The 25,281-nt window shown below is 62.1% G+C and carries 28 protein-coding genes and 1 tRNA gene; 15 read left to right on the top strand and 14 right to left on the bottom strand.

The features are described 5' to 3' along the window. Positions 1-130 precede the first annotated feature (130 nt). From SO139_RS34835 to SO139_RS34820, 4 genes are all read left to right on the top strand, one after another. Positions 131-1,003, top strand: a complete 873-nt coding sequence (locus SO139_RS34835; RefSeq protein ID WP_498541435.1) for a sulfurtransferase — start codon at positions 131-133, stop codon at positions 1,001-1,003. Between the two features lie 40 nt (positions 1,004-1,043). After that, complete coding sequence (locus SO139_RS34830; protein ID WP_498541434.1) at positions 1,044-1,766, top strand: RNA polymerase sigma factor; 723 nt, start codon at positions 1,044-1,046, stop codon at positions 1,764-1,766. An 88-nt stretch (positions 1,767-1,854) separates the two neighbouring features. Continuing rightward, positions 1,855-2,376, top strand: coding sequence for a DUF4142 domain-containing protein (locus SO139_RS34825; RefSeq protein WP_498541433.1), 522 nt, complete (start codon positions 1,855-1,857; stop codon positions 2,374-2,376). A 9-nt stretch (positions 2,377-2,385) separates the two neighbouring features. Further along, a complete protein-coding gene (locus SO139_RS34820; protein ID WP_498541432.1) occupies positions 2,386-2,703 on the top strand; it encodes a cupredoxin domain-containing protein in 318 nt (105 codons plus the stop codon). 162 nt (positions 2,704-2,865) lie between these two features. On the opposite strand, the gene SO139_RS34815 is transcribed toward SO139_RS34820, so the two are convergent. The 4 genes from SO139_RS34815 to SO139_RS34800 all read right to left on the bottom strand — a co-directional run bounded on the left by SO139_RS34815 (position 2,866) and on the right by SO139_RS34800 (position 4,731). Beyond that, positions 2,866-3,132 carry a hypothetical protein gene (locus SO139_RS34815; protein WP_449378767.1) on the bottom strand — a complete coding sequence of 89 codons (267 nt, stop codon included), beginning with the start codon at positions 3,130-3,132 and terminating at the stop codon, positions 2,866-2,868. 233 nt (positions 3,133-3,365) lie between these two features. Further along, positions 3,366-3,743: a TIGR02301 family protein gene (locus SO139_RS34810; protein WP_449378766.1), complete on the bottom strand. Its 378-nt coding sequence runs from the start codon at positions 3,741-3,743 to the stop codon at positions 3,366-3,368. Between the two features lie 54 nt (positions 3,744-3,797). Next, positions 3,798-4,193: an NUDIX hydrolase gene (locus SO139_RS34805; RefSeq protein ID WP_449378765.1), complete on the bottom strand. Its 396-nt coding sequence runs from the start codon at positions 4,191-4,193 to the stop codon at positions 3,798-3,800. 37 nt (positions 4,194-4,230) lie between these two features. After that, positions 4,231-4,731 carry a hypothetical protein gene (locus tag SO139_RS34800; protein ID WP_449378764.1) on the bottom strand — a complete coding sequence of 167 codons (501 nt, stop codon included), beginning with the start codon at positions 4,729-4,731 and terminating at the stop codon, positions 4,231-4,233. Between the two features lie 63 nt (positions 4,732-4,794). Between SO139_RS34800 and SO139_RS34795 the strand changes: the two genes are divergently transcribed. Then, positions 4,795-5,550: an SOS response-associated peptidase gene (locus SO139_RS34795; RefSeq protein ID WP_498541431.1), complete on the top strand. Its 756-nt coding sequence runs from the start codon at positions 4,795-4,797 to the stop codon at positions 5,548-5,550. Positions 5,551-5,666: 116 nt separating this feature from the next. Here the strand turns inward: SO139_RS34795 and SO139_RS34790 are convergent, their stop codons facing one another. The 6 genes from SO139_RS34790 to SO139_RS34765 form a co-directional block, all read right to left on the bottom strand. Beyond that, positions 5,667-6,860, bottom strand: coding sequence for a CaiB/BaiF CoA transferase family protein (locus SO139_RS34790; protein ID WP_498541430.1), 1,194 nt, complete (start codon positions 6,858-6,860; stop codon positions 5,667-5,669). A gap of 14 nt (positions 6,861-6,874) precedes the next feature. Beyond that, the gene (locus SO139_RS34785; RefSeq protein ID WP_449378761.1) at positions 6,875-7,804 is read right to left on the bottom strand and encodes a glycine reductase; all 930 of its coding nucleotides are present in this window, start codon (positions 7,802-7,804) and stop codon (positions 6,875-6,877) included. A gap of 169 nt (positions 7,805-7,973) precedes the next feature. Next, on the bottom strand, positions 7,974-8,555 hold the full coding sequence (locus SO139_RS34780; protein WP_449378760.1) for an NUDIX domain-containing protein: 582 nt from the start codon (positions 8,553-8,555) through the stop codon (positions 7,974-7,976). 7 nt (positions 8,556-8,562) lie between these two features. After that, the gene (locus SO139_RS34775; RefSeq protein ID WP_449378780.1) at positions 8,563-9,012 is read right to left on the bottom strand and encodes a GNAT family acetyltransferase; all 450 of its coding nucleotides are present in this window, start codon (positions 9,010-9,012) and stop codon (positions 8,563-8,565) included. A gap of 2 nt (positions 9,013-9,014) precedes the next feature. Then, positions 9,015-10,442: an FAD-binding oxidoreductase gene (locus SO139_RS34770; RefSeq protein WP_449378779.1), complete on the bottom strand. Its 1,428-nt coding sequence runs from the start codon at positions 10,440-10,442 to the stop codon at positions 9,015-9,017. 103 nt (positions 10,443-10,545) lie between these two features. After that, the gene (locus tag SO139_RS34765) at positions 10,546-11,535 is read right to left on the bottom strand and encodes an L-threonylcarbamoyladenylate synthase (RefSeq protein WP_498541429.1); all 990 of its coding nucleotides are present in this window, start codon (positions 11,533-11,535) and stop codon (positions 10,546-10,548) included. A gap of 68 nt (positions 11,536-11,603) precedes the next feature. Between SO139_RS34765 and SO139_RS34760 the strand changes: the two genes are divergently transcribed. Further along, positions 11,604-11,680, top strand: a tRNA-Pro gene (locus tag SO139_RS34760). Between the two features lie 5 nt (positions 11,681-11,685). Here the strand turns inward: SO139_RS34760 and SO139_RS34755 are convergent. The 4 genes from SO139_RS34755 to SO139_RS34740 form a co-directional block, all read right to left on the bottom strand. Then, positions 11,686-11,910, bottom strand: a complete 225-nt coding sequence (locus tag SO139_RS34755) for a hypothetical protein (RefSeq protein WP_498541428.1) — start codon at positions 11,908-11,910, stop codon at positions 11,686-11,688. Positions 11,911-11,985: 75 nt separating this feature from the next. Further along, the gene (locus SO139_RS34750) at positions 11,986-13,212 is read right to left on the bottom strand and encodes a site-specific integrase (protein WP_498541427.1); all 1,227 of its coding nucleotides are present in this window, start codon (positions 13,210-13,212) and stop codon (positions 11,986-11,988) included. 468 nt (positions 13,213-13,680) lie between these two features. Next, positions 13,681-14,538 carry a DeoR/GlpR family DNA-binding transcription regulator gene (locus SO139_RS34745; protein ID WP_498541426.1) on the bottom strand — a complete coding sequence of 286 codons (858 nt, stop codon included), beginning with the start codon at positions 14,536-14,538 and terminating at the stop codon, positions 13,681-13,683. Positions 14,539-14,663: 125 nt separating this feature from the next. Continuing rightward, entirely contained in the window at positions 14,664-14,942 is a 279-nt protein-coding gene (locus tag SO139_RS34740) for a hypothetical protein (protein ID WP_498541439.1), read from the bottom strand. Between SO139_RS34740 and SO139_RS34735 the strand changes: the two genes are divergently transcribed. The 9 genes from SO139_RS34735 (at position 14,838) to SO139_RS34695 (ending at position 25,264) form a co-directional block, all read left to right on the top strand. Further along, positions 14,838-16,295, top strand: a complete 1,458-nt coding sequence (locus SO139_RS34735; RefSeq protein WP_498541425.1) for an L-fucose/L-arabinose isomerase family protein — start codon at positions 14,838-14,840, stop codon at positions 16,293-16,295. The genes SO139_RS34740 and SO139_RS34735 overlap by 105 nt on opposite strands. A gap of 100 nt (positions 16,296-16,395) precedes the next feature. Then, positions 16,396-17,148: a transketolase gene (locus SO139_RS34730; protein WP_498541438.1), complete on the top strand. Its 753-nt coding sequence runs from the start codon at positions 16,396-16,398 to the stop codon at positions 17,146-17,148. Continuing rightward, a complete protein-coding gene (locus SO139_RS34725; protein WP_498541424.1) occupies positions 17,148-18,110 on the top strand; it encodes a transketolase family protein in 963 nt (320 codons plus the stop codon). Before SO139_RS34730 ends, SO139_RS34725 begins: the two co-directional genes overlap by 1 nt. Then, on the top strand, positions 18,107-19,591 hold the full coding sequence (locus SO139_RS34720) for an FGGY family carbohydrate kinase (RefSeq protein ID WP_498541423.1): 1,485 nt from the start codon (positions 18,107-18,109) through the stop codon (positions 19,589-19,591). Before SO139_RS34725 ends, SO139_RS34720 begins: the two co-directional genes overlap by 4 nt. 81 nt (positions 19,592-19,672) lie before the next feature. Then, entirely contained in the window at positions 19,673-20,617 is a 945-nt protein-coding gene (locus SO139_RS34715; protein ID WP_498541422.1) for a D-ribose ABC transporter substrate-binding protein, read from the top strand. 128 nt (positions 20,618-20,745) lie between these two features. After that, positions 20,746-21,360 carry a DUF2291 family protein gene (locus SO139_RS34710; RefSeq protein ID WP_498541421.1) on the top strand — a complete coding sequence of 205 codons (615 nt, stop codon included), beginning with the start codon at positions 20,746-20,748 and terminating at the stop codon, positions 21,358-21,360. Further along, the gene (locus SO139_RS34705; RefSeq protein WP_498541420.1) at positions 21,357-22,904 is read left to right on the top strand and encodes a sugar ABC transporter ATP-binding protein; all 1,548 of its coding nucleotides are present in this window, start codon (positions 21,357-21,359) and stop codon (positions 22,902-22,904) included. Before SO139_RS34710 ends, SO139_RS34705 begins: the two co-directional genes overlap by 4 nt. Beyond that, positions 22,901-23,968 carry an ABC transporter permease gene (locus tag SO139_RS34700; RefSeq protein WP_498541419.1) on the top strand — a complete coding sequence of 356 codons (1,068 nt, stop codon included), beginning with the start codon at positions 22,901-22,903 and terminating at the stop codon, positions 23,966-23,968. Before SO139_RS34705 ends, SO139_RS34700 begins: the two co-directional genes overlap by 4 nt. Positions 23,969-24,028: 60 nt before the next feature. Next, positions 24,029-25,264, top strand: coding sequence for an ABC transporter substrate-binding protein (locus SO139_RS34695; protein WP_498541418.1), 1,236 nt, complete (start codon positions 24,029-24,031; stop codon positions 25,262-25,264). Positions 25,265-25,281 lie beyond the last annotated feature (17 nt).

Raw genomic sequence — 25,281 nt, 5'->3', positions numbered from 1 at the left:
TTCGAGGGGTGTCCACACCCTCACCGCCGCTTACCCCAGTCGCCGCTTACCCCATAGCATCTGGATCACCCGCTTTCGCGGGCAATGACAGTGTTACGCGATGCACAAGCCGAACTTGGGAGAGCACTCGATGACCCAGCCGACATCCCTCGTCACCACCGGGCAGCTCGCCGCCATGCTCGGCCAGCCCGACCTGCGCATCTACGATTGCACGACTTACAACGAGCCGGTGCCGCAGGGCAGCGACGTGCCGTACATCGCCGTGCCCGGCGACAAGACGTTCGAGGCCGGCCACATTCCTGGCGCCGATTTTCTCGATCTGCAAGGCGAGTTCTCCGACACCTCCGCACGTCCGCTTTTCATGATGCCGGCGACCGTGCAGCTCGAGGCCGCCTTCGGCCGCCACGGCCTCGATGCCTCCAAGACTGTCGTGCTCTACAGCATCGGCACCATGATGTGGGCGACGCGATTCTGGTGGATGTTGCGCTCGCTCGGCGTCGATGCACAGGTGCTCGACGGCGGTTTCGACAAATGGAAGGCCGAGGGGCGGCCAGTCGAGATGGGTGCGCCGAAGGGATATCCGGCCGCAACCTTCAAGGCCGCGCCGCGTGCCGGTTTCTTCGTTGACAAATCCACGGTGATGGCAGCGATCGGCAATCCCGCGACCGTCATCGTCAATGCGCTCGGCCCGCAATTTCATCGCGGTCTCGAGCCGAGCCGCTATGGAAGGCCCGGTCGCGTTCCCGGCAGCGTCAACGTCCCGGCGGCGACGCTGGTCGACCCTGCCGACAAGACGCTGACCACGCTTGCCGATGCCGAAACGAAATTCGCTGCGCAAGGCGTCACGCGCGACAAGAACATCATCTGCTATTGCGGCGGCGGCATCTCGGCGACGATCGATCTCTTCCTGCTGGTGCAGCTCGGTTACGACAAGCTCACGCTCTATGACGGTTCCATGGGCGAATGGGCCAGGGATCCCGCGCTGCCAATCGAGACGGGCTGAGGGTAGATTGGTGGGAACCTTTTGGGCGGGCCTGCATCCAATGTCCGGAAAAGCTGGAGACGAGCCCGTGACCGCCATCCATCGCACTGCAATATCGGAAGCCACAGGTCTGGCCGATGCCGAACTGGTCGAGCGCGCCCGAGTCCGCGACGAAGCCGCGCTGCGCGCGATCATGCAGGCCAATAACCGCAGGCTCTACCGGCTCGCCCGCGGCATCTTGCGCAACGACAGCGAGGCCGAGGACGTGGTGCAGGAGACCTATGTTCGGGCGTTCACGCACCTCGACGGCTTTCGCGGTGAATCCGGCCTGTCGACCTGGCTGTCGCGCATTGCCATCAACGAGGCGCTTGGCCGGGTGAGAAGCCGGAAGGTGCATGTCGAGATCAGTGCGCTACCGGAGGCAACACTCGAAGCCCAGATCATCCAGTTTCCCGTGTCCTCCGCCGCAGGCGATCCGGAAAAATCCATGGCCCAACGTGAAATCCAGCGTGTCGTCGAGCACGCGGTCGATGAGCTGCCCGATGTGTTCCGCATGGTCTTCATCGCGCGCGTGATGGAGGGCATGACCATCGAGGAGACCGCGCAGCTGCTCGGCGTCAAGTCTGAGACGGTGAAGACGCGGCTGCATCGCGCCCGCGCGATGCTGCGGGAAAATGTCGAGAAGAAGATCGGGCCGGTGGTGATGGATGCGTTCCCGTTCGCCGGCCAGCGCTGCGAGCGTCTGACCGAAGCCGTACTGAAGCGGCTCGGCGTCGGCGTGTAATTTTCTTGGGAACGTCCGCGGCGGTTCTCCATCCAATGCCTGTGAGGTCACATGCCGGGGGCAACCGGCACCACAGGAGTGTCAAGTCATGTTCATCCGATGCAGCGCGGCGATCGTCACGATCGCTTTTTTGATCAGCCCTGCGCTGGCGCAAGGCGCAAAGCCCACTGATCCGCAGATCGCCCATATCGCCTACACCGCCGGCGTGATCGACATCAACGCCGCCAAGCAGGCGCTGAAGAAGGCCAAGAACAAGGACGTAAAGGCATTCGCGCAGGACATGGTGCGCGATCATGAGGCGGTGAACAAGCAGGCACTCGCGCTGGTGAAGAAGCTGAAGGTAACACCCGAAGACAACGACACCAGCCGTACGCTCACGAAACAGGCGAACGACAAGCTCGCCGAGCTTTCGAAGCTCAAAGGTGCGGACTTCGACAAGGCCTATGTCGACAACGAGGTCGCCTACCACAAGTCAGTCAACAGCGCCCTGGAGACCCAGCTCATTCCCTCCGCGGACAATGCGGAGCTGAAGGGCCTCTTGCAGACGGGTTTGAGGATTTTCCAGGGCCATGAGCAGCATGCCGAGCATGTCGCGACCGAGCTCAAATAGGGGCGGGAGATGCTGCCGGGACGGCTGTTGGCAATGACCGCAATGGTGCTCGCGTCGATGATCGTCCCGGCGCGTGCCGCGACCGTACAGATCTCGATGGAGAATCTCGAGATCTCGCCGGCCGAGGTCTCGGCGAAGGTCGGTGACACCGCCGAGTGGGTCAACAAGGACGTCCTCGCCCACACTGCGACGGCGAGGAATGGCGATTTCGACGTGAACCTGCCGGCGAAGAAGTCGGCGACGTTCGTGCTGAAGAAGGCGGGGATGGTGGAGTACTATTGCCGCTACCATCCCAACATGAAAGCGACGCTCAGAGTGGAGCAGTGACATTTCCCCCGCGATATCAGGAAAAACTCCCGGCGCATTACGGACTATTGCTTATCTCGTGACGCGCGCATTCGTGCGATCATGAGCGCAGCCATCGCGACCTTTCGTGAGGTCATTCATCCGCAGACTTCACCCCGCCTCTTCTGGCGGGGTGATTTTTAGCTACTGCTTGGCGAGTGCGATCGAGAATTCGCCATTGCGGATGCGGGCGGGAAAACCCTCGACGAATTTTGCCACCGCATCCTCGCCATAGGTGCCGACGAGCTCAGCCAGCGCTGCGAACAGGCTCGCCTGCGCGAGACAATCGCCGTCGACGCCGTCATGGCGCGCTTCCGCCCAGGCCTCGTTGAGATAGCTGAGCGCAGCCTGCTTCTGCTCATGATCGGGCAGCGGCGCGCGGGCGGAGGCGAAGGACACTGGAATGCTCATGACACTCGGAAACGGGCTGGAGGCGCGATCCCCATCGATGCGCTGCGTGAGAGGTGTAGCACGCAGATTAACTCCGCCTAGGCCACATCTTTAGGAAAGGTTAACGGAGGTGAACAATGTGGATGAGTTGTTCCGGCGACACATCCGGTAATGCAAAATCCTCATGGGAGGAGGCGCGCGCCTGCTACGCAGGCTCCTCAGGATCAGGGTTGGCAGTTGAAGGCGATGGCAATTCAGTTGGCGTAACGCGCCGTGAGGTCGCGCGAGATTTTCGAGCCTTCCTCGATGTAGCGGCGGATCGCTACCGTCGCGGCCGGCGTACAGCTCCGGTAGGTCTGTTGAAAACCGTTATAGCCACGGTTGAAGCCCGCGATCATGCGGGTGCGGCGCTCGCCGGAGGGGGTTTCGGCGTCGATCAGCGCCTGCATCTCGTTGCGCCATTTGTTGCCTTCATTGGCCCCGCAGATGCCGCGCAGGTAGTGCAGACCGCCGAGGATTTCCGCGAGCCGCTGCAAATCGCCGTCGAACGGCGCAGCCGCGTCCTGAGCCCGGGCGGGCAGGACGGCGCAGGCAAGAAACAGGGCCAAAACGGCCGGAAATCGCTTGGACATCGGGGGCGTGTATGCCCCTTAAGGTCGGCAGACGCAAGGCAGCCACTCTTGCCGTCAGGCCCCGATCAGGCGCTTTGCGGCATGGATGACTTCGTCCAGTCCACCGGTGAGCTTGAGGTCGCCGAGGCTGCCCAGCGCGTCGGGAGCAAGCCAGCGGAAATCGTCCAGCTCCTCATTCAGAACCGGCTCCCTGGCCGTCCAGCGCGCCGCAAAGGACATGATGAGGTAGTGGCCGGCACCGGCCGTGGACGGCAGCACCTCGCGCCAGCCGGCCAGACCGACGATGTCGATCGCCAGCCCGGTTTCCTCGTCGACCTCGCGAATCAGCGCCTGATGCAGCGATTCGCCGAATTCGACCCGGCCGCCCGGCAGCGAATAGAAGCCCTCGGCCGGCGAGCGGGCGCGGCGAACCAGCAGCACCTCGCCGTCGCGGAATATCGCGGCGCTCACTGCGAGCTGGGGATGGCTCGGCTGCACGGTGTCGGCCTCAGTTCGACATGATGGTATCGACGTCGGCTTCCGCGCCGCCGTTGATGATGCCGCCGCAGGCCGCGATGAGCGGCTTGACCCAGAGAGTGGCCTGCTCGGCAAGCTTGACGCGCGTGGCATCCTTCTCCACCTCGCGCATGGCCGAGCCGACCGCGGTCAGGATCGAGGTCATGGTGTCGGTGATGTGATCGAACTGGGCGCGCACGTTGGGAGCGGCCTTCTCATAGGCCTCGATCGCAAGATCGCGCGCCTTGAAATTCGAGGCCGTGAAATGCTCGGCATAGGACAGCGGCGTCCAGGTCAAGAAGTCTTCGGCGCATTCCGGCATGTCCGGGACCATTTCGAGCAGCATGACGGCTTCATTGAAATGGTTCAGATAGTCGGTGGCAAGCCCCGTCCGCGGGTTGATATTGGCCACGCGCAGCCGCTCAGCCCAGGCTGCCGCCTCGGGGCCCGTCACTACATGCGTCCGCGCGGGTTCGGCGACCATTGAGCTCATCGGCCGCAGTGTTGACGTTGGGGGTTAAAAGGTGCTGAACGGACCCCATATAGGTCCTCAAGGATGTGCGGACGCTTTGTCATAACCTCGGCCCCGGCGGCTTTGCGGCAACTCTTTGGCTATCTCGAGCAGCCGAATATGCCGCCGCGGTACAACGTCGCCCCGACGCAGCCGATTCCGGTGGTGCTGGTCGACAAGGGTGCGCGCCGTTTCCAGCTCATGCGCTGGGGATTGCTGCCGACCTGGGTGAAGGATCCCCGTGGTTTTACGTTGCTGATCAACGCGCGCTCGGAGACGGTCCTGGAAAAGCCCGCCTTCAAGAACGCGATTCGCAGGCGACGTGGCCTGATCCCGGCCGACGGTTACTACGAGTGGAAAGCGGTGGACGGCCGCAAGCAGCCCTATTTCATCCACCGCGCCGACGGACAGCCGCTCGGTTTTGCCGCGGTGTTCGAGACATGGGTCGGGCCGAACGGCGAGGAGCTCGACACGGTCGCGATCGTCACGGCGGCGGCGAGCGAGGATCTCGTCGCGCTGCATGACCGCGTGCCGGTGACGATTTCGCCGCAGGATTTCGAACGCTGGCTCGACTGTCGCGGCGACGAGATCGATGCGATCCTGCCGCTGATGGCCGCCCCGCGCATTGGCGAATTCACCTGGCACCCGGTCTCCACACGCGTCAACCGCGTTGCCAATGACGACGACCAGTTGCTGTTGCCGATCAGCGCCGACGAGATGGAGACGGAAGCGCCGAAGAAGAAGGTGGCGCGAAAAGCAGCCGCAGCGCCAGCCGATGACGGGCAGGGCTCATTGTTCTGATTGCAGGTGTCGTAGGGTGGGCAAAGGCGCGACGCGCCGTGCCCACCATCTCTCCGGTTACTCGATGCGCAATGGTGGGCATGCTTCGCTTTGCCCACGCTATGGCATCGGCACTCTCACACAATCTCCCGTGCCCTTAACTCCGCGATCTCCGCTGCGTCAAAACCCAGCTCTTCCAGCACTGCATCCGTATCCGCGCCCAGCTCCGGCGCCATGCGGTCGAGCTTGCCGCCACCATGCGCGAGCTTGAATCCGCTGCCAGCGAAGCGCAGGCGGCCGTAGGGCGTGTTGAGCTCCTGAATGGCGCCGCGTGCCACAATCTGCGGATGGTCGATGATCTCCTCGATTGTCCAGATGCTGGCGCAGGGCGCGCCGGCGTCCTCCAAGATCGTCTCCCATTCGCGCGGGCTCTTCGTCGCCAGCGCCTCCTCGATGATCGCGCGCAGCGCAGGCTCATTCTCGTTGCGGGAGAACCAGTCGGCGAAGCGTGGATCGCTCAGCGTGTCCGCGCGGTCGAGCGCCGTCATCAATGCGCGATACTGCTTCTCGTTGTTGACCGCGAGCAGGATGTAGCCGTCGCCGCAGCTGAACAGGTTCGCGGTGGTCTTGCGGCTGACCGCCTGGTTGCCCGAGAGCTGCTGACGATGGCCGGCGACCGACCAGTCCGCAATCTGACCCGACAGGAACGCCAGCGTCGCCTCCAGCATGGAGACGTCGACGAGCTGCCCCTTGGCCGTCCGGTCGCGCTGATACAGCGCGCTGGAGACGGCGAACGCCGCGGTCGCACCCGAGAGCACATCGCACACCGCAAAGCCCGCGCGCGTCGGCCCGGTCTCGGGATGGCCGGTGATTGCCATGATGCCAGAGAGCGCCTGCATCTTGCCGTCATAGCCGGGGCGCAGCCGATCGGGGCCGGTCTGGCCGAAGCCGGACACGGCGCAATAGATCAGCTTTGGATTGATCGCGGACAGCGCCTCATAGCCGATGCCGAGCTTGTCCATCACGCCCGGGCGAAAGTTCTCCATGACGACATCGACCCGCGCGGCGAGCTTCCTCACGATTGCGATCGCGTCCGGCTTTTGCAGATCGAGCGTCAGGCTGCGCTTGTTGCCGTTGATGGCCTGGAATGCCGGCGCGAGCCCGCGTTCGGCCCATTCGCGGCTGAGCGGCGTGCGGCGCATGTCCTCGCCCTCGCGCCGCTCGACCTTGATGACGTCGGCGCCCAGCAGCGCGAGCTGGTAGCTCGCATAGGGGCCGGCCAGAACTTGTGTGAAATCGAGGATCTTGACGCCTTCGAAGGGCCTCGTCACGGCTGAGTCTCCCGTCAGGCCGCGCGGTTGCCGCGCGCGATCTCCTTCTGCTTGTCGAACTCGGCGCGCCGCCGCGCAAGCTCTTCGGGCGAGAGCTGCGCGACGTTATTGTAGTCGAGCTTCCAGGAAGCATCCTCGCTCCAGCGCAGCGGCGATTGCATCGTGGTGCGCGGGCCGCTGGCGGACTCGAGGAGCTTCAATGCGAGTTCCAGGGTTTGCGCCTGCGAGGCAACGTCATGCGGCTTGCCCGCGGAATTGCCGAGCGGGAAGTCGGAGAACAAGAAGCGTGGCACCGCGGCGTGCTCGACGATGTCCTTGGCGCAGCCCATGATCACGGTTGGAATGCCGCCCGCCTCCAGATGCCGCGCGACCAGCGCGGTGGTCTGGTGGCAGACCGGGCAGTTCGGTACCAGGACTGCGACATCGACCTTGTCGGCGAGGCAGCGCGCCAGAATCTCCGGCGCGTCGGTGTCGAGGGTGACGCGATGGCTGCGATTGGTCGGCGCACCGAAGAAGCGCTGGCTCACCTCGCCGATGCGCCCCGCGGCAGAGGCCTTCAGGAGCTGCGGCAGCGGAAACCAGGTGCCGCTGTCGGTCGCGCTCGTGTGCTTGCGGTCATAGCCGATGTGCGAGATGCGCAAATCGTGCGGTTGCGTGGTGTCGCCGTCGTAGACCTCAAAGAACTTTGCGCCACCATTGTACGCCGCGCCCGGTCCCTGGTCGCCCTTGGTCGGATCATAAGGCGCGGCCGTCGTGATGATCGTCACGCGCGATTGCGCCAGCGGTTTCTTCAGCGGCTGGAACGGTGCGTCGACATAGTGCGCCCAGCGATACGGCGTGGTGTAGCCGATCGCCGCGTAGTAGTCGCGGGTCCGCTGCATATAGGGGACGGGAGCGTCGTAATCGGGCGCGAAGCCGAATTCATCGTCGCGCGGAGTTGACATTGGCCGCGTCTCCTCTCGTTCTCATTGCGGACAGAGTAAAGATAGTCGGCGATTTGCTCAACAGCGACCGTGTCTCCGCAGGTCAGATTTGCAATTGAAGATGGCGCCGCGCTGGCGATGCTTCCCCCTCTCCCCTTGTGGGAGAGGGACATCGCGCGCGTCGACTTAGCTACCTGAAAACATGCAGCGCCGCATATTGCAGCAGCATGATCGTCTTCGCGTCCACGATGCGGCCGTCGGCGATCATCGCAAGCGCTTCGTCGATCGAAAGTTCCAGCACCTCGATCTCCTCGCCTTCGTCGGCAAGGCCACCGCCGTCACTGATCCGCATCTCCGGCTCGTATTCGGCAACGAAGAAGTGCAGCTTCTCCGTGACCGCCCCGGGGGTCATGAAGGCCTCGAACACCTTGTGGACGTCATGCAGGCGATAGCCGATCTCTTCCTCGGCCTCGCTGCGGATGCGCGCTTCGGGATCCGCATCGTCGAGCATGCCGGCGGCGGCTTCGATCAGCAGGTCGTCATAGCCGTTGACGAAGGCAGGATAGCGGAACTGCCGCACCAGCACGACGGTGCGCTGCTTGCGGTTATAGGGCAACAGCGCCGCACCGTTGCCGCGGTCATAGACCTCGCGCACCTGCGTCTGCCATTCCCCATCGTTGCGACGCCACTCGAAGGTCGTCGCCTTCAGAATGTATTTCTTGTCCGAGAGCAGGCGAACGTCTTTGATACGGACGCGGTCGGAAACGGACATGCAGGCCTCAAGGAGTAGGGGCGCGGCCGTCGAGCCATTTGGCGAACATCACCGACGTGGACTCTTCGAAGCCGAGGGAAGTGTAGAACGCGCCGGCCTGCGTGTTCTCGCGGCGGACCAGGAGCTGAAGTTTTGCGATGCCGGCCTGTCGCAGCCAGTCCTCGGCAGCAGCCATGATGATGCTGCCATAGCCTCGCTTGCGGCAATCGGGATCGACCGCGACGTAATAGATCCAGCCGCGATGGCCGTCATGGCCGACCATCGCGCTGGCCACGATCGCATCGCCGCACCGCCCGATCAGCACGGTCGAATTCGCCTCGCGCCGCGCCAGCGCGACATCGGCATGCGGATCGTTCCAGGGCCGTGTCAGACCGCAGCGCTGCCACAGCGCAACGACGCTTTCGACATCGGCATCCGCGATTTGATCGATCGCGAGCGGAAGAGGGGAGACAGGCAGGTTCACAGCACTTTACCGGGGTTCATGATCTGGAGGGGGTCGAGCATCGCCTTGACCTGTCGCATGAGCTCGATGGCGGTCTTGTCCTTTACGTCGGGCAGTTCGTCGCGCTTGAGCACGCCGATGCCATGCTCGGCCGAGATCGAGCCGCCCATGCGCAACACGATCTCGAACACCACCGTGTTGACGTCGTGCCAGCGGGCAAGGAAGTCGGCGGCATTGGCCCCGACCGGCTGGCTGACATTGTAATGCAGATTGCCGTCGCCGAGATGGCCGAACGGCACCGGTCGCGCGCCAGGGATCAGCTTGACGACCGCAGCATCGGCCTCCGCGATGAAGGCGGGCACCGCTGCGACGGGCACGGAGATGTCGTGCTTGATCGAGCCACCCTCCGGCTTCTGCGCCGCCGACATCTCATCGCGCAGCTTCCAGAAGCCGGCGCGCTGAGTCAGGTTGGCGGCGATCACGGCGTCGTCGACAATCTCCGCCTCCATCGCTCGGGTGAGGATCGATTCCAGCGTCGCGCGCGCATCGTCGCGTGGCGAGGACACCTCCATCAGCACGTACCAGAGATGCTTTTGCTCGAGCGGATCGCGCACGTCGATGCCGTGGCGGATCGAGAAATCGACCGCCATTTCCGCCAACAGCTCAAAGCTCGTCAGCGCGTTCGAGGCTTCGCCCTGCGCGATGGTCAACAGCTTCAACGCCTCTGCCGGTGACTTCAGCCCTACGAACGCAGTCTCGATCGCCCGCGGTTTCGGAAACAGTTTTAGCGTCGCCGCGGTGATGATGCCGAGCGTGCCCTCGGCGCCGATGAAGAGGTTATGCAGGTTATACCCGGTGTTGTCCTTCTTCAGCTTCGACAGCGCGTTGAGCACGCGCCCGTCGGCCAGCACGACTTCGAGCCCCAGCGCCATCTCACGCGCGACGCCATAGGCGAGCGCGGTGGTGCCGCCGGCATTGGTCGAGAGATTGCCGCCGATGGTGCAGCTTCCCTCCGCGCCCAGCGAGAGCGGGAACAGTCGGTCGACCTCGGCTGCCTTCTGCTGCGCGATTTGCAGCACCACGCCGGCCTCGCAGGTCATGGTGTTCGAGGCGGTGTCGATCTCGCGGATCTTGTCCAGCCGGCGCAGCGACACCACCACCTCGCCATTGTGTGGCGTCTGGCCGCCGACGAGCCCGGTGTTGCCGCCCTGCGGCACCAGCGCGATTTTGTATTCGGAGGCGAGCTTACAGATCGCGGAGACTTCTGCAGTCGTCGCGGGCCTCAGCACGAGCGGCGAGCGGCCGTGGAATAGGTTGCGCTCCTCGGTGAGGTAAGGCTCGATGTCGGCAGGATCGGTCACGGCATATTTGGCGCCGACGATCTTGCGAAATTTCTCGATCAGCTCGGGAGCAAGCGGGGGGATGGCAGGTGTCGTGACGTTCATCTCTTCTTCTTTCTTCACCGCAATCTATTCTATTGCGCATGATCCTATCGGAAAACCGCTACACACTTTGCGCTAACGCGGCCGTCCGGGTCCGGATCATGCGCTACCGCGCCACTGCTGCGCGCCGAAGCCGGTCGTTGATCGCTTCGCCGAGTCCTTCCTCGGGGATCGGCATAACAGCGATCCCGCCCGGACTCTTCGCATCCAGGGCGCGAAGATAGCCGAACAAGTTGGCGGCGGCCTCATCGAGATCACCGCTCGCTGACAAATTCATGACGCCGGCGGCGTGTTCGATGCCTGGCAGCACGGCCGGTCCGAAGGCGAGTAGAGCCTCGTCGGGCGCGACATCATGCGCATTGAGCCGCACGGTGGCGCGCGGCGCGTAGTGCGAGGCCAGCATGCCCGGCGCGAGGGGCTGGCTGTCGTCGCTCTCGACATCCTGCGGCGGCCGCGCCAGCGGCACACCCAGCACGGCCTCGATTTTCTCGCGCGACAATCCGCCGGGGCGAAGCAGCATCGGCGCCTCGAAGCAGCCGAGAATCGTCGATTCGACCCCGACCTCGACCGGCCCGCCGTCGACGATCAGGTCGATCCGCTCCGCAAGATCGCTCTCGACATGCGCAGCCAGCGTCGGCGAGACATGGCCTGAGATGTTCGCCGACGGCGCCACCACCGCCCCGCCGAAGGCGCGCAGGATCGCTTGCGCCACGGGATGGGCGGGGATGCGGATCGCGACCGTGTCGAGACCCGCGGTCGCAAGATCGGCGACGGGGCAATCGTCGGTCTTCGGGACCACCAGGGTCAGCGGCCCGGGCCAGAAAGCTTCTGCGAGCCGGATGGCGCACGAATCGAACCGTCCGATGCGCTGCGCCGCCGCGAGGTCGGCGACATGAGCGATCAGCGGATTGAAGGCGGGGCGACCCTTGGCGGCGTAGAGATGGGCGATCGCCGTCGCATTGGCGGCATCCGCACCGAGCCCGTAGACTGTCTCGGTCGGGAACGCGACCAGTCCGCCTGCCGCAAGCGCCCGCGCGGCGGCATCAGTGGCGGCCGGTCCGGCCGGTAGAATCTGGGTGGTCAGGCCCGTTTTCACTGGGACAAAAATCCTCAAATCGGCGGCTTGCGGTGTGCCAAACCCGACGCTATAAGCCGCCTTCTTGTCGGAGTGTGGCTCAGCCCGGTAGAGCACTGCGTTCGGGACGCAGGGGTCGCAGGTTCGAATCCTGCCACTCCGACCATTATTTCAAGTATTTATAGTTTCGATGTTTTTTTGGCGCAACGAAATGCGCAATGATTTGGGGCACTGGCAGCCATGCCGGTCGATCTTAAGGCTTACGCTAAAGGCGTCGAGGAGCAGATAAAGCAGAATCCGCGACGATCTTGCGCCGCTGGAGCCGGGAAAATGACGTTCGGGGAACACAAGGGAAAGGGGCCTTGGCGGGATGTCACGCAGGACATGATCGAGCATCACAAGTCCCCCCTCCGAACTTACGAGCTTATGTTGGCTGACCTCCGGGCGCGGATGGCCCGCGGCGACTAGAGTTCAGCTCAGCCTTCCTCCGAACGCCTGCGCGGCCTCTTCCTGGAAATCTGGGTGGTGATGGCCATAGTTGGCCTCCAGCTGCTCCACGGTCATCCCAAGCCAGCCAGCGGCTTCCCACATATCGACGCCTGCTTGCATGAGCCAAGTCGCCGCGGTATGGCGCAGGGAGTGGCGAACCACGTCATCGCCCAGCCCCGCATCCTCCAGTATCCCCTCCCATGCCGATCTGATCTTGCCGGCAAGCGGTTGGCCATCGTGCATGCGGTTGACGACGAACCGTATCTGCTCACCGTCCTTCAGGAGGCCCGCCGCTCGGAACTCGGACGAGCGCTTCTGGTCGATCTTCCGCCAACGGATCAAGTGAGGGCGTAGCCGGCTTGCGATCTTTGCGGGCGGTCGTCGCTTCTTGGTTGACCGCTCCAAGGCACCTTTGCCCTGGTACACCATTGCGTCCAGATTCATCCAGGGATGGGTCGTTGTCGGCAGCCACTGTGTGCGGCGGATCGTCTCTTCGCGGCGGGCACTGTAGATACCAACCAGGGTGAAGCGCGCAGCCGGACAGCGGCGACGGATGATCCACCGCTCACGTCTCAAAAGCTTCCCATCTTCCCTTCGTTTCCAGGTCCCTCGCTCATCGTCCCACACGTAGCCAATGGCCGCACCAAGCAATCGCGCGGCTTCATTGCGTGTCAGCCATCGGTGACGCCCCTCTGCCTTTGGAGGAAGGGTGATCTTTGGCACCGCGCCGAGCGTGTGTTCCCCGTGATACGCGTTGACTGCAGCCCGCAAATCCTCAAGTCGGCGTCGCGCGGTCTGGTCCGAGACCATGCCATTGCGGGGCTTGATGTCGGCTTTCCGGTTGTTGTCGTTTGGCATGCCGGTGGACCAGTCTACAAAATCGCGGCAGAGCTGGGCTTTGATTTCGCTGACTGTCTTGTCGCCAAAGAAGTTATTGAGGTCTAGCAAACGAATGAGCAGCAAGTCATGCTGCGCCCATGCCCGCTGATCGCTCTTGTCCTTGGGGCGTTTTGAAATTTCGTAAGCGGTGAGGACGTCAGCTATGGCGAGGACGCTGGGTTCGGTAGCGCCTTCGAGCGCCTTCGCAGCGCCGTCAATGTCGTCGCGGCTGCAGCCTGTGCGGATCTGCCGGCCACGGTCGAGGATGATCCAGGTTTCATCGTCCTCTCTGAACCAGAGTCGTGGCGGCTTGGCTTTACGACCCGGCATGACGGCTTGACCAATTTGCGGATGGCGCGAGGGGTGGTCAAATCCTTGCCTGCAACTTTGGCGATTTCAAGAATCCCTGTCGCCGCGGCCCTGCGCAACGATGACAAGGTCAATGGACCGTGCGGAAAAAACACGACAGCAGCTTCGGCGAGGGTCATCACTTCGTCCTCGTTCCATTGAGCGGGGTTAGGGCGCGCTTTCGCGCGAGCGAGCTTGTCGATCTTCCGCTTCGGCATCTCTCGGACGAGGCATTCAGGAGAAGGCGAGGCCTTTGAATTGACCGCTAAGTTCACGTGTATGGGGTATTTGCTTTTCGAAAAAGGTTGCGTCTTGGCGGGGGCGGCAATCGGCGGCCTCCTCGTACAAGTCGGACAATCGGGTTTTACAAGCCGGAAGAATAGCTGCTTCGGTCAGGTCGCCGTCTGCTCTCTCCCGTGAAGCCGCCATGCCAAAAACGACAATTCAACCCTAAGCGACGATGATCTTGATTCCCAATCGCTCGATCGCGGTTGCGTCAGCATCAGTCAGACCATCATCGGTAATAAATGCGTGGATCAAATCGAGCCCGCCGAGTCGTGTGAAAGAGTTTCTGTTCACCTTCGTGGAATCCGCGACGAGGTAGACCTCTTTCGAAGCCTTGATCATTGCCTGCTTGATGGCCAGGTCTGCAAAGCTTGGGTATGTCAAACCCGCTTCAACCGAAACCCCGGCTGTCGCCAGGAAAAGCTTCGACGCAAAAATGTTGTCGAAATATTGCGCGGACTTCTCGCCGCTCAACGATAGCGTCGGAGCCTTGAAGTGACCTCCGGGCATATGGACTTCAAACGATGGAATGGCACCGAGTGTCAGGGCAATGTTGAGCGCGTTGGTGATAACCGTAAGGCCATCTCGCGCCGTTAGATGATTGGCGACCTCCGTTGTGGTCGATCCGGAGTCGATGATGATGGTCTCGTGGTCCTGGACCAGGCCGGCGGCAACTTTACCGATCCTTCGCTTCCGATCCATGTTCGCCAAGTGCTGAAGGGATAGTGTCTGTACCTGCTGCCTTACGGAGTTCAGATATGCTCCGCCATGGTCGCGAGTGATGAAGCCATCCTGCTCCAATCGCTCGAGATCCTGACGCACCGTGACCTCTGAAACATCAAAGGCCGCGCTGAGGTCCCTGACACGAGCGCTTCCCTCCTCTTGGAGCCATTCGAGAATCTTCGCTCGGCGTGGTTCTGCAAGTAGAGCGCTGCGCGGCTCGGCATGGTCACCCGTCGCAATCTTGCGCACCTGCTTCGGCGACGCGCGTCGTTTTGCAGACAACTTCGTCCTACCCGCCATCGCCTAATTTTCCCCGCAAAAGTAAGGGGTTAGCAATCTCGCTGCCGATCCGTAAGCGTGGCCACGTCTCGCAGACGGCGACCTTCGCCCTTTGAGATGCAGCGACTCGTCGACCGCACTTCTCATTATGCATAGCCCGGCTGTGAGCAGCGGCCAAGCGCCTCGAGGGTGAAATTGAAGCAAAACGAAGAAAATCGAAAGTGCCTATTGACCAAACGTAAAAGATCGTGCTTTTTTCCGTCAAAATACGAAACATGATGTCGCTTCATGTGCGATTGATCGTCCTTGGGAGGAATCGGATGCGAGCCTTCAAGAAGCCCGTCACGCTTGGATTGATTGTAGGCAGCAGGCTCTTTTTCAACGGAGCTCCGGCCCTTGCCGCGCGCCAACACGCGATCGCCCACTTCGAAAGGCTCGGGATAGCGGTGAAGACGCTTCCGGCGGATGCCACGGAGAATGGCGCGGTCCAGTCGCGTAAGGACGCGACGCTTTATGGCGATTTTTTTCGCAAGCACCGGGATGACATCGATGGTCTCGTTGTCCTCCTGCCAAATTTCGGTGACGAGGTGGCCATCGCCGAGTGCGTCTCCCGCGCGGCGCTCAACGTTCCGATCCTGCTGCAAGCCAGCAACGACGAGGTCGACAAGGTCGACGTTCACCAACGTCGCGATGCCTTCTGCGGCAAGATCTCGGTCACCAACAATTTCTATCAGTATGGAATTCGCTTCACCGACACCTCGCTTCACACGCTCGATGTGGATGGCGAGACCTTCGGGAACGATCTAGACAGATTTGCAGCCGTCTGCCGTACAGTCCGCGGATTGAAGAACGCGCGGATTGGCGCGATCGGTGCGCGCACACCGCCGTTCCACACGATGCGCTACAGCGAAAAATTGCTGCAGGCCTCGGGCATCACCGTGGTTACCGTCGATCTGTCGGAGATCATTGCCTCCGCATCTGCGCTTTCAGAGGCGGATCGCGACGTCAAGGCGAAGCTCGACGAGATCTCCGCCTATGGCTCGATCCCCAAAACGATCAAGCGCGAGAATATCGTCAAGCAGGCGTGCTTCTCGATCGCCGTCGACCGCTGGATCGCCGAAAGCGATTGTGATGCGTCCTCCATCCAGTGCTGGCGCAGCATCCAGGATAATTTCGGCTGCGCATCGTGCCTCTCGATGAGCATGATGGGCGAGAAGTTGATGCCGAGCGCGTGCGAAGTGGACGTGATGGGCGCGATCTCGATGTACGCGCTCGCTCTCGCCTCCAAGGCGCCACCGGCCATTCTGGACTGGAACAACAACTACGGCAGCGAGCGCGACAAATGCGTTTGTACGCACTGCGGCAACTTTCCCAAGAGCTTCATCGGGGACACGCCGGAGATTTCCAATCTCGATGTGCTCGGTGAGGTCATCGGTCGCGAAAAATGCTTCGGCGCAGTGAAGGGTAAGGTCAAGTCAGGACCGATGACTTTCTTCCGCCTGTCAACGGATGACCGCCAGGGCACAGTCAAGGCGTATGTGGGGGAGGGGGCATTCACCGATGATCCATTCCCGATGGACGGCGGCATTGCCGTCACGACCGTGCCCAATCTTCGCGGCCTGTTGAGCTTCATTTCCCGCAACGGATTTGAGCATCACGTCGCCATGGTGCGCGGCAAGCACGCCGCCATCGTCGAGGAGGCGATCGCCAATTATCTCGATTGGCCGCTCTACCGCCATGAGCGACCGGAGCCGGCGACGCCAATTCTGGTTCGCTGAGCGTGTTGCAATTCTTCGGAGGCTTCACTTGTCTAGTTCTCATCCACTTGCCGAGTTGACGGTCGCAAAGGCGCGTCAAATTCGGCGGCTCGCGCTCGAAATGGTCTATCGAGCCAAGCAGGGACATCCCGGCGGCGACATGTCTGTGACCGACATCCTGGCCACACTGTATTTCGGTGCCCTGCGCGTAGATTCGGCCAATCCCAACGACCCCAAGCGTGACCGTTTCATCCTGAGCAAGGGGCATTGTACCGGCGCGCTCTACGCGACACTGGCCGAGAAGGGCTTCTTCCCGCTCGATCAGCTCGAAACCTATATGCAGCCGTTGTCGAATCTGAACGGCCACCCCAATCGCAACTACACGCCGGGCGTCGAGACCAACACCGGCCCCCTCGGTCACGGCATGCCCGTGGCCGTCGGTGTGGCGATCGCTGGCCAGATCGACAAGGCGGACTATCGCGTTTTCGTCGTGGTCGGCGATGGAGAATTGCAGGAGGGAAGCAATTGGGAGGCAGCCCTGACGGCCGGCCATCGCAAGCTCTCGAACCTCACGCTCATCGTGGATCGCAACGGCCTGCAACAGGGCGCGCGCACAGAGGACACGGCTGCGCTTGAGCCGCTTGCCGACAAGTGGCGTGCTTTCGGTTGGGACGTCGTCGAAGTCGATGGCCACGACCACGATGCGCTGTTGTCGATCTTCACCGCGTCCACGGCGGGACGAACAAAGCCTCTGTGCGTGCTCGCTCGAACGCACAAGGGACAGGGAATTTCCTTCATGCGCGATCAGGTGTCCTGGCATCACGGCGTTCCCAATCAGGCTCAGTATGAGCTCGCTTTGCAGGAGATCGGCTGATGAGCGCAGAGAGTAACGTCGCCGGTCGCTACGATTGCCGGGAAGCCTTTGCGAAGACGATTGAGGCCCTCGCCGAGGGGGATGAACGGATCGTCGCCGTCGTCAACGATAGCGTCGGGTCCAGCAAGCTCGTCGGTTTCCAGAAGCGGTTTCCGAGCAGGCTGATCAACGTCGGCATCGCGGAGCAGGCCATGGTCGGCGTCGCCGCCGGTCTCGCCAATGGCGGTAAAGTGCCGTTTGTTTCGGGCGCATCGTGTTTCCTGACGGCGCGCGCACTCGAGCAGATCAAGGCTGACGTCGCCTATTCCAATACCAACGTCAAGCTTTGCGGCATGTCGAGTGGCGTTGCTTACGGCGAACTCGGTCCGACGCATCACTCGATCGAGGATTTTGCCTGGTTGAGGCTGCTTCCCAATCTGACGATCGTTGCGCCGTCCGATCGTTGGGAGACGGAGCAGGCGGTCAAGGCCGCCGCAGCGACTGAAGGTCCGTTCTTCCTGCGGATCAGTCGCATGGCCGTGCCCGATCTCGTGCGTTCTTCAGATGCGGTCTTCCGGATCGGCAAGGCGGAGATCCTGAGGCAAGGACATGACGCCGCGATCATCGCGAACGGCGTCATGGTCGCGCGAGCCGTCGAAGCGGCAGAACAGCTGGCCGCCTCCGGAGTCAACGTTCGCGTGGTCAATATGGCAACGGTCGCGCCGCTGGACGTTGACGCGATCCGGTCCGCTGCGGCGACCGGCGCGATCGTTACCGCGGAGGAGCATTCGGTCCGAGGTGGATTGGGTGGCGCGGTCGCCGAAGTGGTCGCCACCTCGTGCCCGTGCCGTCTGCGAATCCTGGGTTTCCCAGGTTTCCTGCCAACCGGCTCGCCTGAGTTTCTGCTCGAACGCTACGGCCTGACGGCGAGCGGTATTGCCGATGCTGTTCGCCAAACCATCGAAGCGAGAAAGGCGGCATGACCTCGGGCGTCCTCGCCATAGACCAGGGCACGACGAACACCAAGGCGCTCTTGATCGACGCCGCGGGCAGTATCGTCGCGCGCGCGTCCGTTCCGATGGCGGTGACCCATCCCAAGCCCGGCTGGGCCGAACAATCGGGTGAAGCGATCTGGCAGTCGGTTCAGGCTGCGGTCGACGAGTGCCTGCGGGTCCGTCCCGACGTCAAGCTCGTCTCGATCGGCATCTCCAACCAGCGTGAATCCGTGCTGCTGTGGGATCGTGCGACCGGGGACGCGTTTGGCCCCTGCGTGACCTGGCAATGCCGACGCTCGACCGAACGACTCGCGCCGTTGCGCCGCCCCGAAGTCGAGACGCTTGTGGCCAGCAAGACGGGGCTTGGGTTGGATCCGCTTTTTCCCGCCGCGAAGATCGGCTGGCTGCTCGACAATATCCCCGGCGTACGCGCCGCAGCGAAGGTCGGAAACGTCTGCGCCGGAACCGTCGACTCCTGGCTGCTGTGGAAGCTGACAGGGGGCAAGGCGCACGCCACTGATTTCAGCAATGCGTCCCGTACGCAGCTGTTCGACATTCACCGCCTGTGTTGGGATGACGAACTCGGTCGTCTATTTGATGCACCGGTCGCGCTGCTACCGCAGGCGCTACCCTCCGACAGCTCGTTCGGCCTGACGATAGCGCAGGGCGCCATACCTCAGGGCGTCGCAATCGGCGCGATGATGGGCGACTCGCACGCGGCGCTCTACGGCCACGGAATTCGTGCGCCAGGCGCGGTGAAGGCGACCTACGGCACCGGCTCCTCGCTCATGACGCTCACCGAACGCCCTGTTCGGTCGCGCAACGGTCTTTCATCGACGATCGCATGGGGCGCCGGCGGCAAGGTGGCCTATGCGCTCGAGGGCAATATTTCCGTGTCAGGCCAGGCCGCCGCCTTCGCGACCTCATTGCTTGGGCTTTCCGACGAGTCCGCGCTCGCGCGGCTGGCGCAATCGGTGGAGTCCAGCGACGGCATGTTTTTCGTGCCGGCGCTGGCTGGCCTCGGTGCCCCTCATTGGCGAGCCGATGTTCGCGGCCTTTTCACCGGCATGTCGCTTTCGACGCGCCCGGCACATTTCGCGCGCGCCACGCTCGAAGCTATCGCCTTGCAGATACACGATGTCTTCGTTGCGATGGAGGCCGATCGCGGCATGCAGCTGTCGGCCTTATCCGCCGACGGTGGCGCATCGCGCAACGACCTGCTGATGCAGATCCAGTCGGACATCCTTCAGAAGCCAGTGCGCCGGAGCCGTGTCGCCGAGCTGAGCGCAATCGGCGCAGGCATCATGGCCGGGATCGGCGCGGGTCTTTGGAGCGAAGAACATGCGCTGTCGCGCCTGATCACGGAAGCTGACGTTTTCGCACCGACGTCGGACGAGAGTTCGCGCGACCAATTGGTTGAGGGATGGCGGTCGGCTATCGACCAGGCCATCGCCGGTGCGAAGAAATGATTCGTGAAGAGCTTCCCCTCCATGGAGGGGTTGGGAAAGCGTCGCCACAGGCGCTCGAATAAGGGAAGAGGAGGAAACGAAATGAATTGGTTGAAGACCATCGGTTGCGCGACATTCGCGCTCGCCGCGCTGACCAGCGCGAACGCATTTGCTGCCGGCAACGGCAAGCTGATCGTAATCATCACGCCGCCCCACAACAATCCGTTCTTTGCGACTGAAGCCGACGGCGCCGAAGCCAAGGCGAAAGAGCTTGGTTACGACACGCTCGTACTGTCCCATGACGACGACGCAAGCAAGCAGAACCAGCTGATCGATACGGCCATCGCCCGCAAGGCTGCGGCCATCATTCTCGACAATGCCGGCGCGGACGCGTCGATCGAAGCCGTACAGAAAGCGAAGACCGCTGGGATTCCTAGCTTCCTGATCGATCGTGAGATCAACAAAACCGGAATTGCCGTCGCCCAGATCGTCTCGAACAACTACCAGGGGGCCACACTCGGCGGCCAAGAGTTCGCCAAGAAGATGGGCGAGAAGGGACCGTACGCGGAACTCGTCGGTAAGGAGTCGGACACCAATGCCGGAATCCGTTCCAAGGGTTACCACGATGTGCTCGATCAGTTTTCCGACCTGAAGCTCGTGGCCAAGCAGAGTGCCAACTGGAGTCAGACCGAAGCCTATTCGAAGATGGAGTCGATGCTGCAAGCCCACCCCGAGATCAAGGGTGTGATTTCCGGCAACGACACAATGGCAATGGGCGCAGCCGCGGCGCTGCAGGCGGCACATCGCGACGACGTGATCGTGGTCGGCTTCGACGGATCGAACGACGTGCGCGATCAGGTCAAGGCCGGAAAGATCGCTGCGACCGTTTTGCAGCCCGCATTCCAGATCGCTCAGCTCGCCGTCGAGCAGGCCGATGCCTATCTCGCCAAGGGTTCGACCGGAAAGCCTGAGAAGCAGTCGATCGATTGCGTCCTGATCACCAAGGACAACGCAGGTAAGTTGAACAACTTTACCTTGGCTAAGTAGTCGCAAGGTGCGGGCGGCTTGTCGCCCGCCGCCAAAAGCGGCGCCGCACGCGACGCCGCTGCAGTCCTGACCAACACTTCGCGCCGAATTGATCGATGACCCTCACGCGACGACACACACTAGTTCTCATGATCGCCGCTGCCCTTGGGGGCTGCAAGGTCGTGGCCAATGGAGACCTCAAGGCCGCAAAGGCGAAGTCGGCCGATGAGTTCGACGCTAATGGGTACGTCGACAAGATCTGGACATCGAAGGTTCTGCCAGATTTCAAGAGCCGGGCCATCGAACTCGGGGCGCTGCTGGCCGATATAGCGAAGGATCCTGACAAGGCTGGTCAGGCCCATGGCCATCGCGAAGGCGACGGCAATCCCTGGACTTACGAGGTCAAGGGTGAGGGCAAGATCGTGGCTGTCGATACAGCCTCGCGCCACGCTATCGTTTCGCTCGAACTGCAGACGGCAGCGGGACCGCGTAAGGTCGATCTGCAGGTCGGCCCCGTCGTGTTCGGCACCGCGCTGCGGGACGCGCTGCCGTTCATCAAGTTCGGTGACTTCGTCAACCAGATCCAGTACGCGCAGGTGTCGCGCGCCCTGAACGATCGAGCCAGTAAGGTTGCCCGCGAATCATTCGATCCGACCGAAGCGACGGGCAAGACGATTGCCTTCTACGCCGCCGCGGTCATCGGCAGCGACACCATCACCGCGACGCCGGTCATCATCGAACCGGGCAAGGGAGGCAAGACATGAATGCCTCTGTCGCTCCCGACAACGACATCATTCTAAAGGCCGAAGGCGTCGGAAAGGTGTTTCCTGGTACCATCGCGCTGCAGGACGTGGACTTCGAAGTCCGCCGTGGCGCGGTCAATGTGCTCGTCGGCGAGAACGGCGCTGGCAAGTCCACGCTGATGAAGATCCTGGCTGGGGCAACGGAGCCCAGCACGGGCAGGCTCGTATTGCACGGGCAACAAGTCAGCTTTCAGTCCGTCCGCGATGCGGCGCGGCAAGGCATCGGCATTATTTATCAGGAGCTCAATCTCTGCCCCAATTTGAGTGTGGCAGAAAATCTTAGCTTGATCGATCCGCCGACGCGCTTTGGGTTCGACATCGACCGGACGCGGCAGGTGGAGAAGGCGAAGAGGTTGCTCGCCAGGCTGGAGCACCCGATCGATCCGAACCGGCTGGTTGACGACCTGCGGATCGGTCAGCAGCAGATCGTCGAGATCGCCAAGGCGCTCGCGGCCGATGTCGACGTGCTGATTATGGACGAGCCAACATCCGCACTGAGCGCTGCCGAGGTCGAGATTCTTTTCAAGGTCATTGGCGACCTCAAGGCGCATGGCGTTGCCATCATCTATATTTCGCATCGGCTCGAAGAGATCATGCGTATCGGCGACTACATCACCGTCCTGCGGGATGGTCGTCGTCAGGCCGACGCGCTGATTAAGGATATCTCGATCGACTGGATCATCGAGCGGATGGTGGGGTCGACCAAACTGGCGCTGCAGGAGAAGGCTGGCCAACTGGGCGGCAATGCGCTGACGGTGCGAGGCCTCTCGCTGCCACGCGCGGCCGGCGGCTTCCTCGTCGATCACGTCGATCTTTCCGTCCGAGCCGGCGAGATCGTCTGTCTATACGGCTTGCTCGGCGCAGGCCGGTCCGAATTGTTCGAATGCCTGATGGGCCAGCAGCCGCAAGCTGTAGGCCATATCGAAATCAATGGCAGGGATCTTTCAGGCCTCTCCATCTCGGACCGCATTGAGCGAGGTTTGGTGCTGGTGCCTGAGGACCGGCAGCGCGACGGCCTGGTCCAGACACTGTCGGTCCGTGCCAATCTCTCGCTCGCAAGTCTTCGCCGCTTCACACGATTGTTTTCGCTCAACGCGTCGGATGAGAAGTCGGAAGCGCGTGACATGATCAAGCGCATGACGATCAAGGTTTCCTCGCCCGAGGTCGAAGTCACGGCGTTGAGTGGTGGCAACCAGCAGAAGGTGGTCATCGGCAAGAGCCTGATGACGGGGCCCTCTGTCATTCTTCTCGACGAACCTTCCCGCGGCGTCGACGTCGGCGCAAAGGCCGAGATCTTCAGGGTGATGCGTCAGCTCTCCGATGCGGGACTGGCTGTGGTCTTTTCGACCTCGGACCTCAAGGAAGCGCTCGGCTATGCCGACCGGATCGTCGTGATGTCGCGCGGACAGATCGCGGCGGAATACGCCCGCGACGACGCGACCGAAGCAGCCCTTGTCGAAGCCTCGACGGCGGCGTTCCCGGCACAGGAAAGGCTGGTGTCATGAGCAGCGAAGCCCTGCCGACGGTCAAGTCCGATCCATCGCAGCGCAGGCGGCCGCTTGCGTTGCTGCTGATGAGCTTCCGGACCTTCATCGCGCTCATCGTGGTGTTCGTGTTCTTCGGTGTCACGACCCCGAACTTCCTCGATATTCCAACGCTCATCATCGTTGCGAAGCATGTGGCGGTGAACGCAATCCTCGCGATCGGCATGACGTTTGTGATCCTGACGGCCGGCATTGATCTGTCGGTGGGTTCCATCGTCGGCATCTGCGGAATGATCGCCGGCTCGCTCCTGACGCGCGGAATCCCGCTCGACGTGTTCGGCGTTACGATCTTCCCGAACGTCGTCGAAACCGTTGCGATCTCGCTCGCAGTCGGCGCCGGCGTCGGCCTGATTAACGGATTGCTGATCACGCGCCTCAACGTCGCCCCGTTCATCGCGACCCTCGGCACGCTGTATGTCGCTCGCGGCGCGGCATTGCTGATTTCAGATGGCGCGACGTTCTCGAACCTGGTCGGCGACGCCAATCTCGGCAATACCGGCTTTCCATTCCTCGGCTCCGGCACGCTCCTGGGAGTCCCGGTCTCGATCGTCGCGCTCGTAATTTTTGCTGCGGTCGCGGCCTATGTCGCCGGCCGGACGCCATTCGGGCGCCAAGTCTATGCTGTCGGAGGAAATGAGCGGGCGGCGGCGCTTTCGGGCGTGCGCGTCAACAGGATCAAGGTGTCTGCGTACATGATTTCGGGGTTCTGCGCGGCCTTCGCCGGACTGGTCATCGCCTCCGAGCTGGTGGCCGCCCACCCAGCGTCGGGCGAGACGTTCGAGCTCAACGCCATTGCCGCGGCCGTGCTCGGGGGAACGTCGCTGTCCGGAGGACGCGGTACGATCGCCGGCACCCTGATCGGTGCATTCGTGATCGGCGTGTTGTCGGACGGTTTGGTGATGCTCGGTGTCAGCTCGTTCTGGCAGATGGTCATCAAGGGCATGGTCATCATCGCGGCAGTCGTCCTCGATCAGATGCAGCGCCGGATGTATCGGCGGTTCGCGCTCGAGTCTCAATTGAGTTGATCGCGCTCAAGTCACTCGCAGCGAAGACAAATTCTTTGAGTGAGTTAACAGGAGGAGAGCATGAAAGCTGTACTAAGTGCATTGGCGGCGATTGGCGTTCTGACATCGTTGGCGCCGTCCAACGCCAGAGCCGAAGAACTGGTTATCTGGAACCGAACAGTGGGTCCCGCAGAAGACAAGGCGCTGAAGCAGATCTTCTCTCAGTTCGAAGCGGCTAACCCTGGTGTTACCATCAAGATGGAGACGCGGTCGGTCGACGAGCACAAGTCTGCGCTTCGCATCGCTGCGGCGTCTAAGGCCGGGCCAGATCTCTACTACATGTGGACCGGCCTCGGATTGGGAGGCGAGTTTGTGAAAGCCGGAATGAGTGCTCCGGTCGAGGAGTACTTTACAAAGTATAAGTGGGAAAACGTCCTTCGACCGCTTGCTGACGCAAACTCATCGCTCTATCCGCCGCACAAGCATGGTGTGCCATATCAGCTGAATGGCGAGGCCTTGTACTACAACAAGGAGCTGTTCAAGAAGGCAGGGATCACCGAGCTACCGAAGACGTATGACGAATTGATCGCCGCCGCCGGCAAGCTCAAGCAGTCAGGTATTCCTGCAATCGCATTCGGCGGTAGCGTGAACTGGCACGTTATGCGCCTGATGGATGTTCTCCTTGAGACGAAGTGCGGCGTCAAGACGCACGATGCGCTGATGGCGATGACGGTCAAGTGGAGCGAGACCGCTTGCGCGACTGACGCTTTCAACGAGCTTCACAAGTGGACCAGCGAATACGCTCTCAAGCCGTTCATGAGCTATGACCAAACCCAGGCAAGAAAGTTATTTGAAGTGAACCGTGCAGCGATGATGTTGGAGGGCGACTGGATGCCGAACCAATTGCGCTCGGAGATCAAGAATGTGCAGGATTTCGGTGTGTTCCCATTCCCCACTGGCACCGAGCGGATCTACGGTTTCGGTGTCAATATGTACGTCAACCCGAAAGGCAAGGTCGAGCTTGCCGCAAAGTTCATGGACTTCGTCATTTCCGACAAAGTTCAGCAGGAGAACGTTGGTGCGTTCGGCGTCCTTGGCATAAACAAGAACGTCGTTCCCAAGAACCCCGACGATCTGGACAGGGCATGGTTCGACATGTTCGCAAAGTACAAGGCGAGCTTTGTGAACGGAGATCAGGCCTTCCCGCTCGATGTCACCACAGAATACTGGCGCATCATTAATGCTGTTGCCAGCGACACGATGGAGCCAGGCAAGGCGGCTGCAACACTGCAGACGTTCATCGACAAGAGAGGCTAACCATGGAGGTCGTCTCG

It is taken from the genome of Bradyrhizobium sp. UFLA05-89 (genome assembly GCF_059803475.1).
The sequence above is the reverse complement of the archived record's forward strand: the minus strand, read 5'-3'. Positions and strand labels throughout refer to the sequence as shown.

Excerpts from the sequence above, each read along its gene's own strand:
- SO139_RS34835 (WP_498541435.1), top strand. The coding sequence starts at position 131 with ATGACCCAGCCGACATCCCTCGTCACCACCGGGCAGCTCGCCGCCATG.
- SO139_RS34830 (WP_498541434.1), top strand. The coding sequence starts at position 1,044 with ATGTCCGGAAAAGCTGGAGACGAGCCCGTGACCGCCATCCATCGCACT.
- SO139_RS34825 (WP_498541433.1), top strand. The coding sequence starts at position 1,855 with ATGTTCATCCGATGCAGCGCGGCGATCGTCACGATCGCTTTTTTGATC.
- SO139_RS34820 (WP_498541432.1), top strand. The coding sequence starts at position 2,386 with ATGCTGCCGGGACGGCTGTTGGCAATGACCGCAATGGTGCTCGCGTCG.
- SO139_RS34815 (WP_449378767.1), bottom strand. The coding sequence starts at position 3,132 with ATGAGCATTCCAGTGTCCTTCGCCTCCGCCCGCGCGCCGCTGCCCGAT.
- SO139_RS34810 (WP_449378766.1), bottom strand. The coding sequence starts at position 3,743 with ATGTCCAAGCGATTTCCGGCCGTTTTGGCCCTGTTTCTTGCCTGCGCC.
- SO139_RS34800 (WP_449378764.1), bottom strand. The coding sequence starts at position 4,731 with ATGAGCTCAATGGTCGCCGAACCCGCGCGGACGCATGTAGTGACGGGC.
- SO139_RS34795 (WP_498541431.1), top strand. The coding sequence starts at position 4,795 with ATGTGCGGACGCTTTGTCATAACCTCGGCCCCGGCGGCTTTGCGGCAA.
- SO139_RS34785 (WP_449378761.1), bottom strand. The coding sequence starts at position 7,804 with ATGTCAACTCCGCGCGACGATGAATTCGGCTTCGCGCCCGATTACGAC.
- SO139_RS34780 (WP_449378760.1), bottom strand. The coding sequence starts at position 8,555 with ATGTCCGTTTCCGACCGCGTCCGTATCAAAGACGTTCGCCTGCTCTCG.
- SO139_RS34770 (WP_449378779.1), bottom strand. The coding sequence starts at position 10,442 with ATGAACGTCACGACACCTGCCATCCCCCCGCTTGCTCCCGAGCTGATC.
- SO139_RS34755 (WP_498541428.1), bottom strand. The coding sequence starts at position 11,910 with ATGCTCGATCATGTCCTGCGTGACATCCCGCCAAGGCCCCTTTCCCTT.
- SO139_RS34750 (WP_498541427.1), bottom strand. The coding sequence starts at position 13,212 with ATGCCGGGTCGTAAAGCCAAGCCGCCACGACTCTGGTTCAGAGAGGAC.
- SO139_RS34745 (WP_498541426.1), bottom strand. The coding sequence starts at position 14,538 with ATGGCGGGTAGGACGAAGTTGTCTGCAAAACGACGCGCGTCGCCGAAG.
- SO139_RS34735 (WP_498541425.1), top strand. The coding sequence starts at position 14,838 with ATGCGAGCCTTCAAGAAGCCCGTCACGCTTGGATTGATTGTAGGCAGC.
- SO139_RS34730 (WP_498541438.1), top strand. The coding sequence starts at position 16,396 with ATGGTCTATCGAGCCAAGCAGGGACATCCCGGCGGCGACATGTCTGTG.
- SO139_RS34725 (WP_498541424.1), top strand. The coding sequence starts at position 17,148 with ATGAGCGCAGAGAGTAACGTCGCCGGTCGCTACGATTGCCGGGAAGCC.
- SO139_RS34720 (WP_498541423.1), top strand. The coding sequence starts at position 18,107 with ATGACCTCGGGCGTCCTCGCCATAGACCAGGGCACGACGAACACCAAG.
- SO139_RS34715 (WP_498541422.1), top strand. The coding sequence starts at position 19,673 with ATGAATTGGTTGAAGACCATCGGTTGCGCGACATTCGCGCTCGCCGCG.
- SO139_RS34710 (WP_498541421.1), top strand. The coding sequence starts at position 20,746 with ATGATCGCCGCTGCCCTTGGGGGCTGCAAGGTCGTGGCCAATGGAGAC.
- SO139_RS34705 (WP_498541420.1), top strand. The coding sequence starts at position 21,357 with ATGAATGCCTCTGTCGCTCCCGACAACGACATCATTCTAAAGGCCGAA.
- SO139_RS34700 (WP_498541419.1), top strand. The coding sequence starts at position 22,901 with ATGAGCAGCGAAGCCCTGCCGACGGTCAAGTCCGATCCATCGCAGCGC.
- SO139_RS34695 (WP_498541418.1), top strand. The coding sequence starts at position 24,029 with ATGAAAGCTGTACTAAGTGCATTGGCGGCGATTGGCGTTCTGACATCG.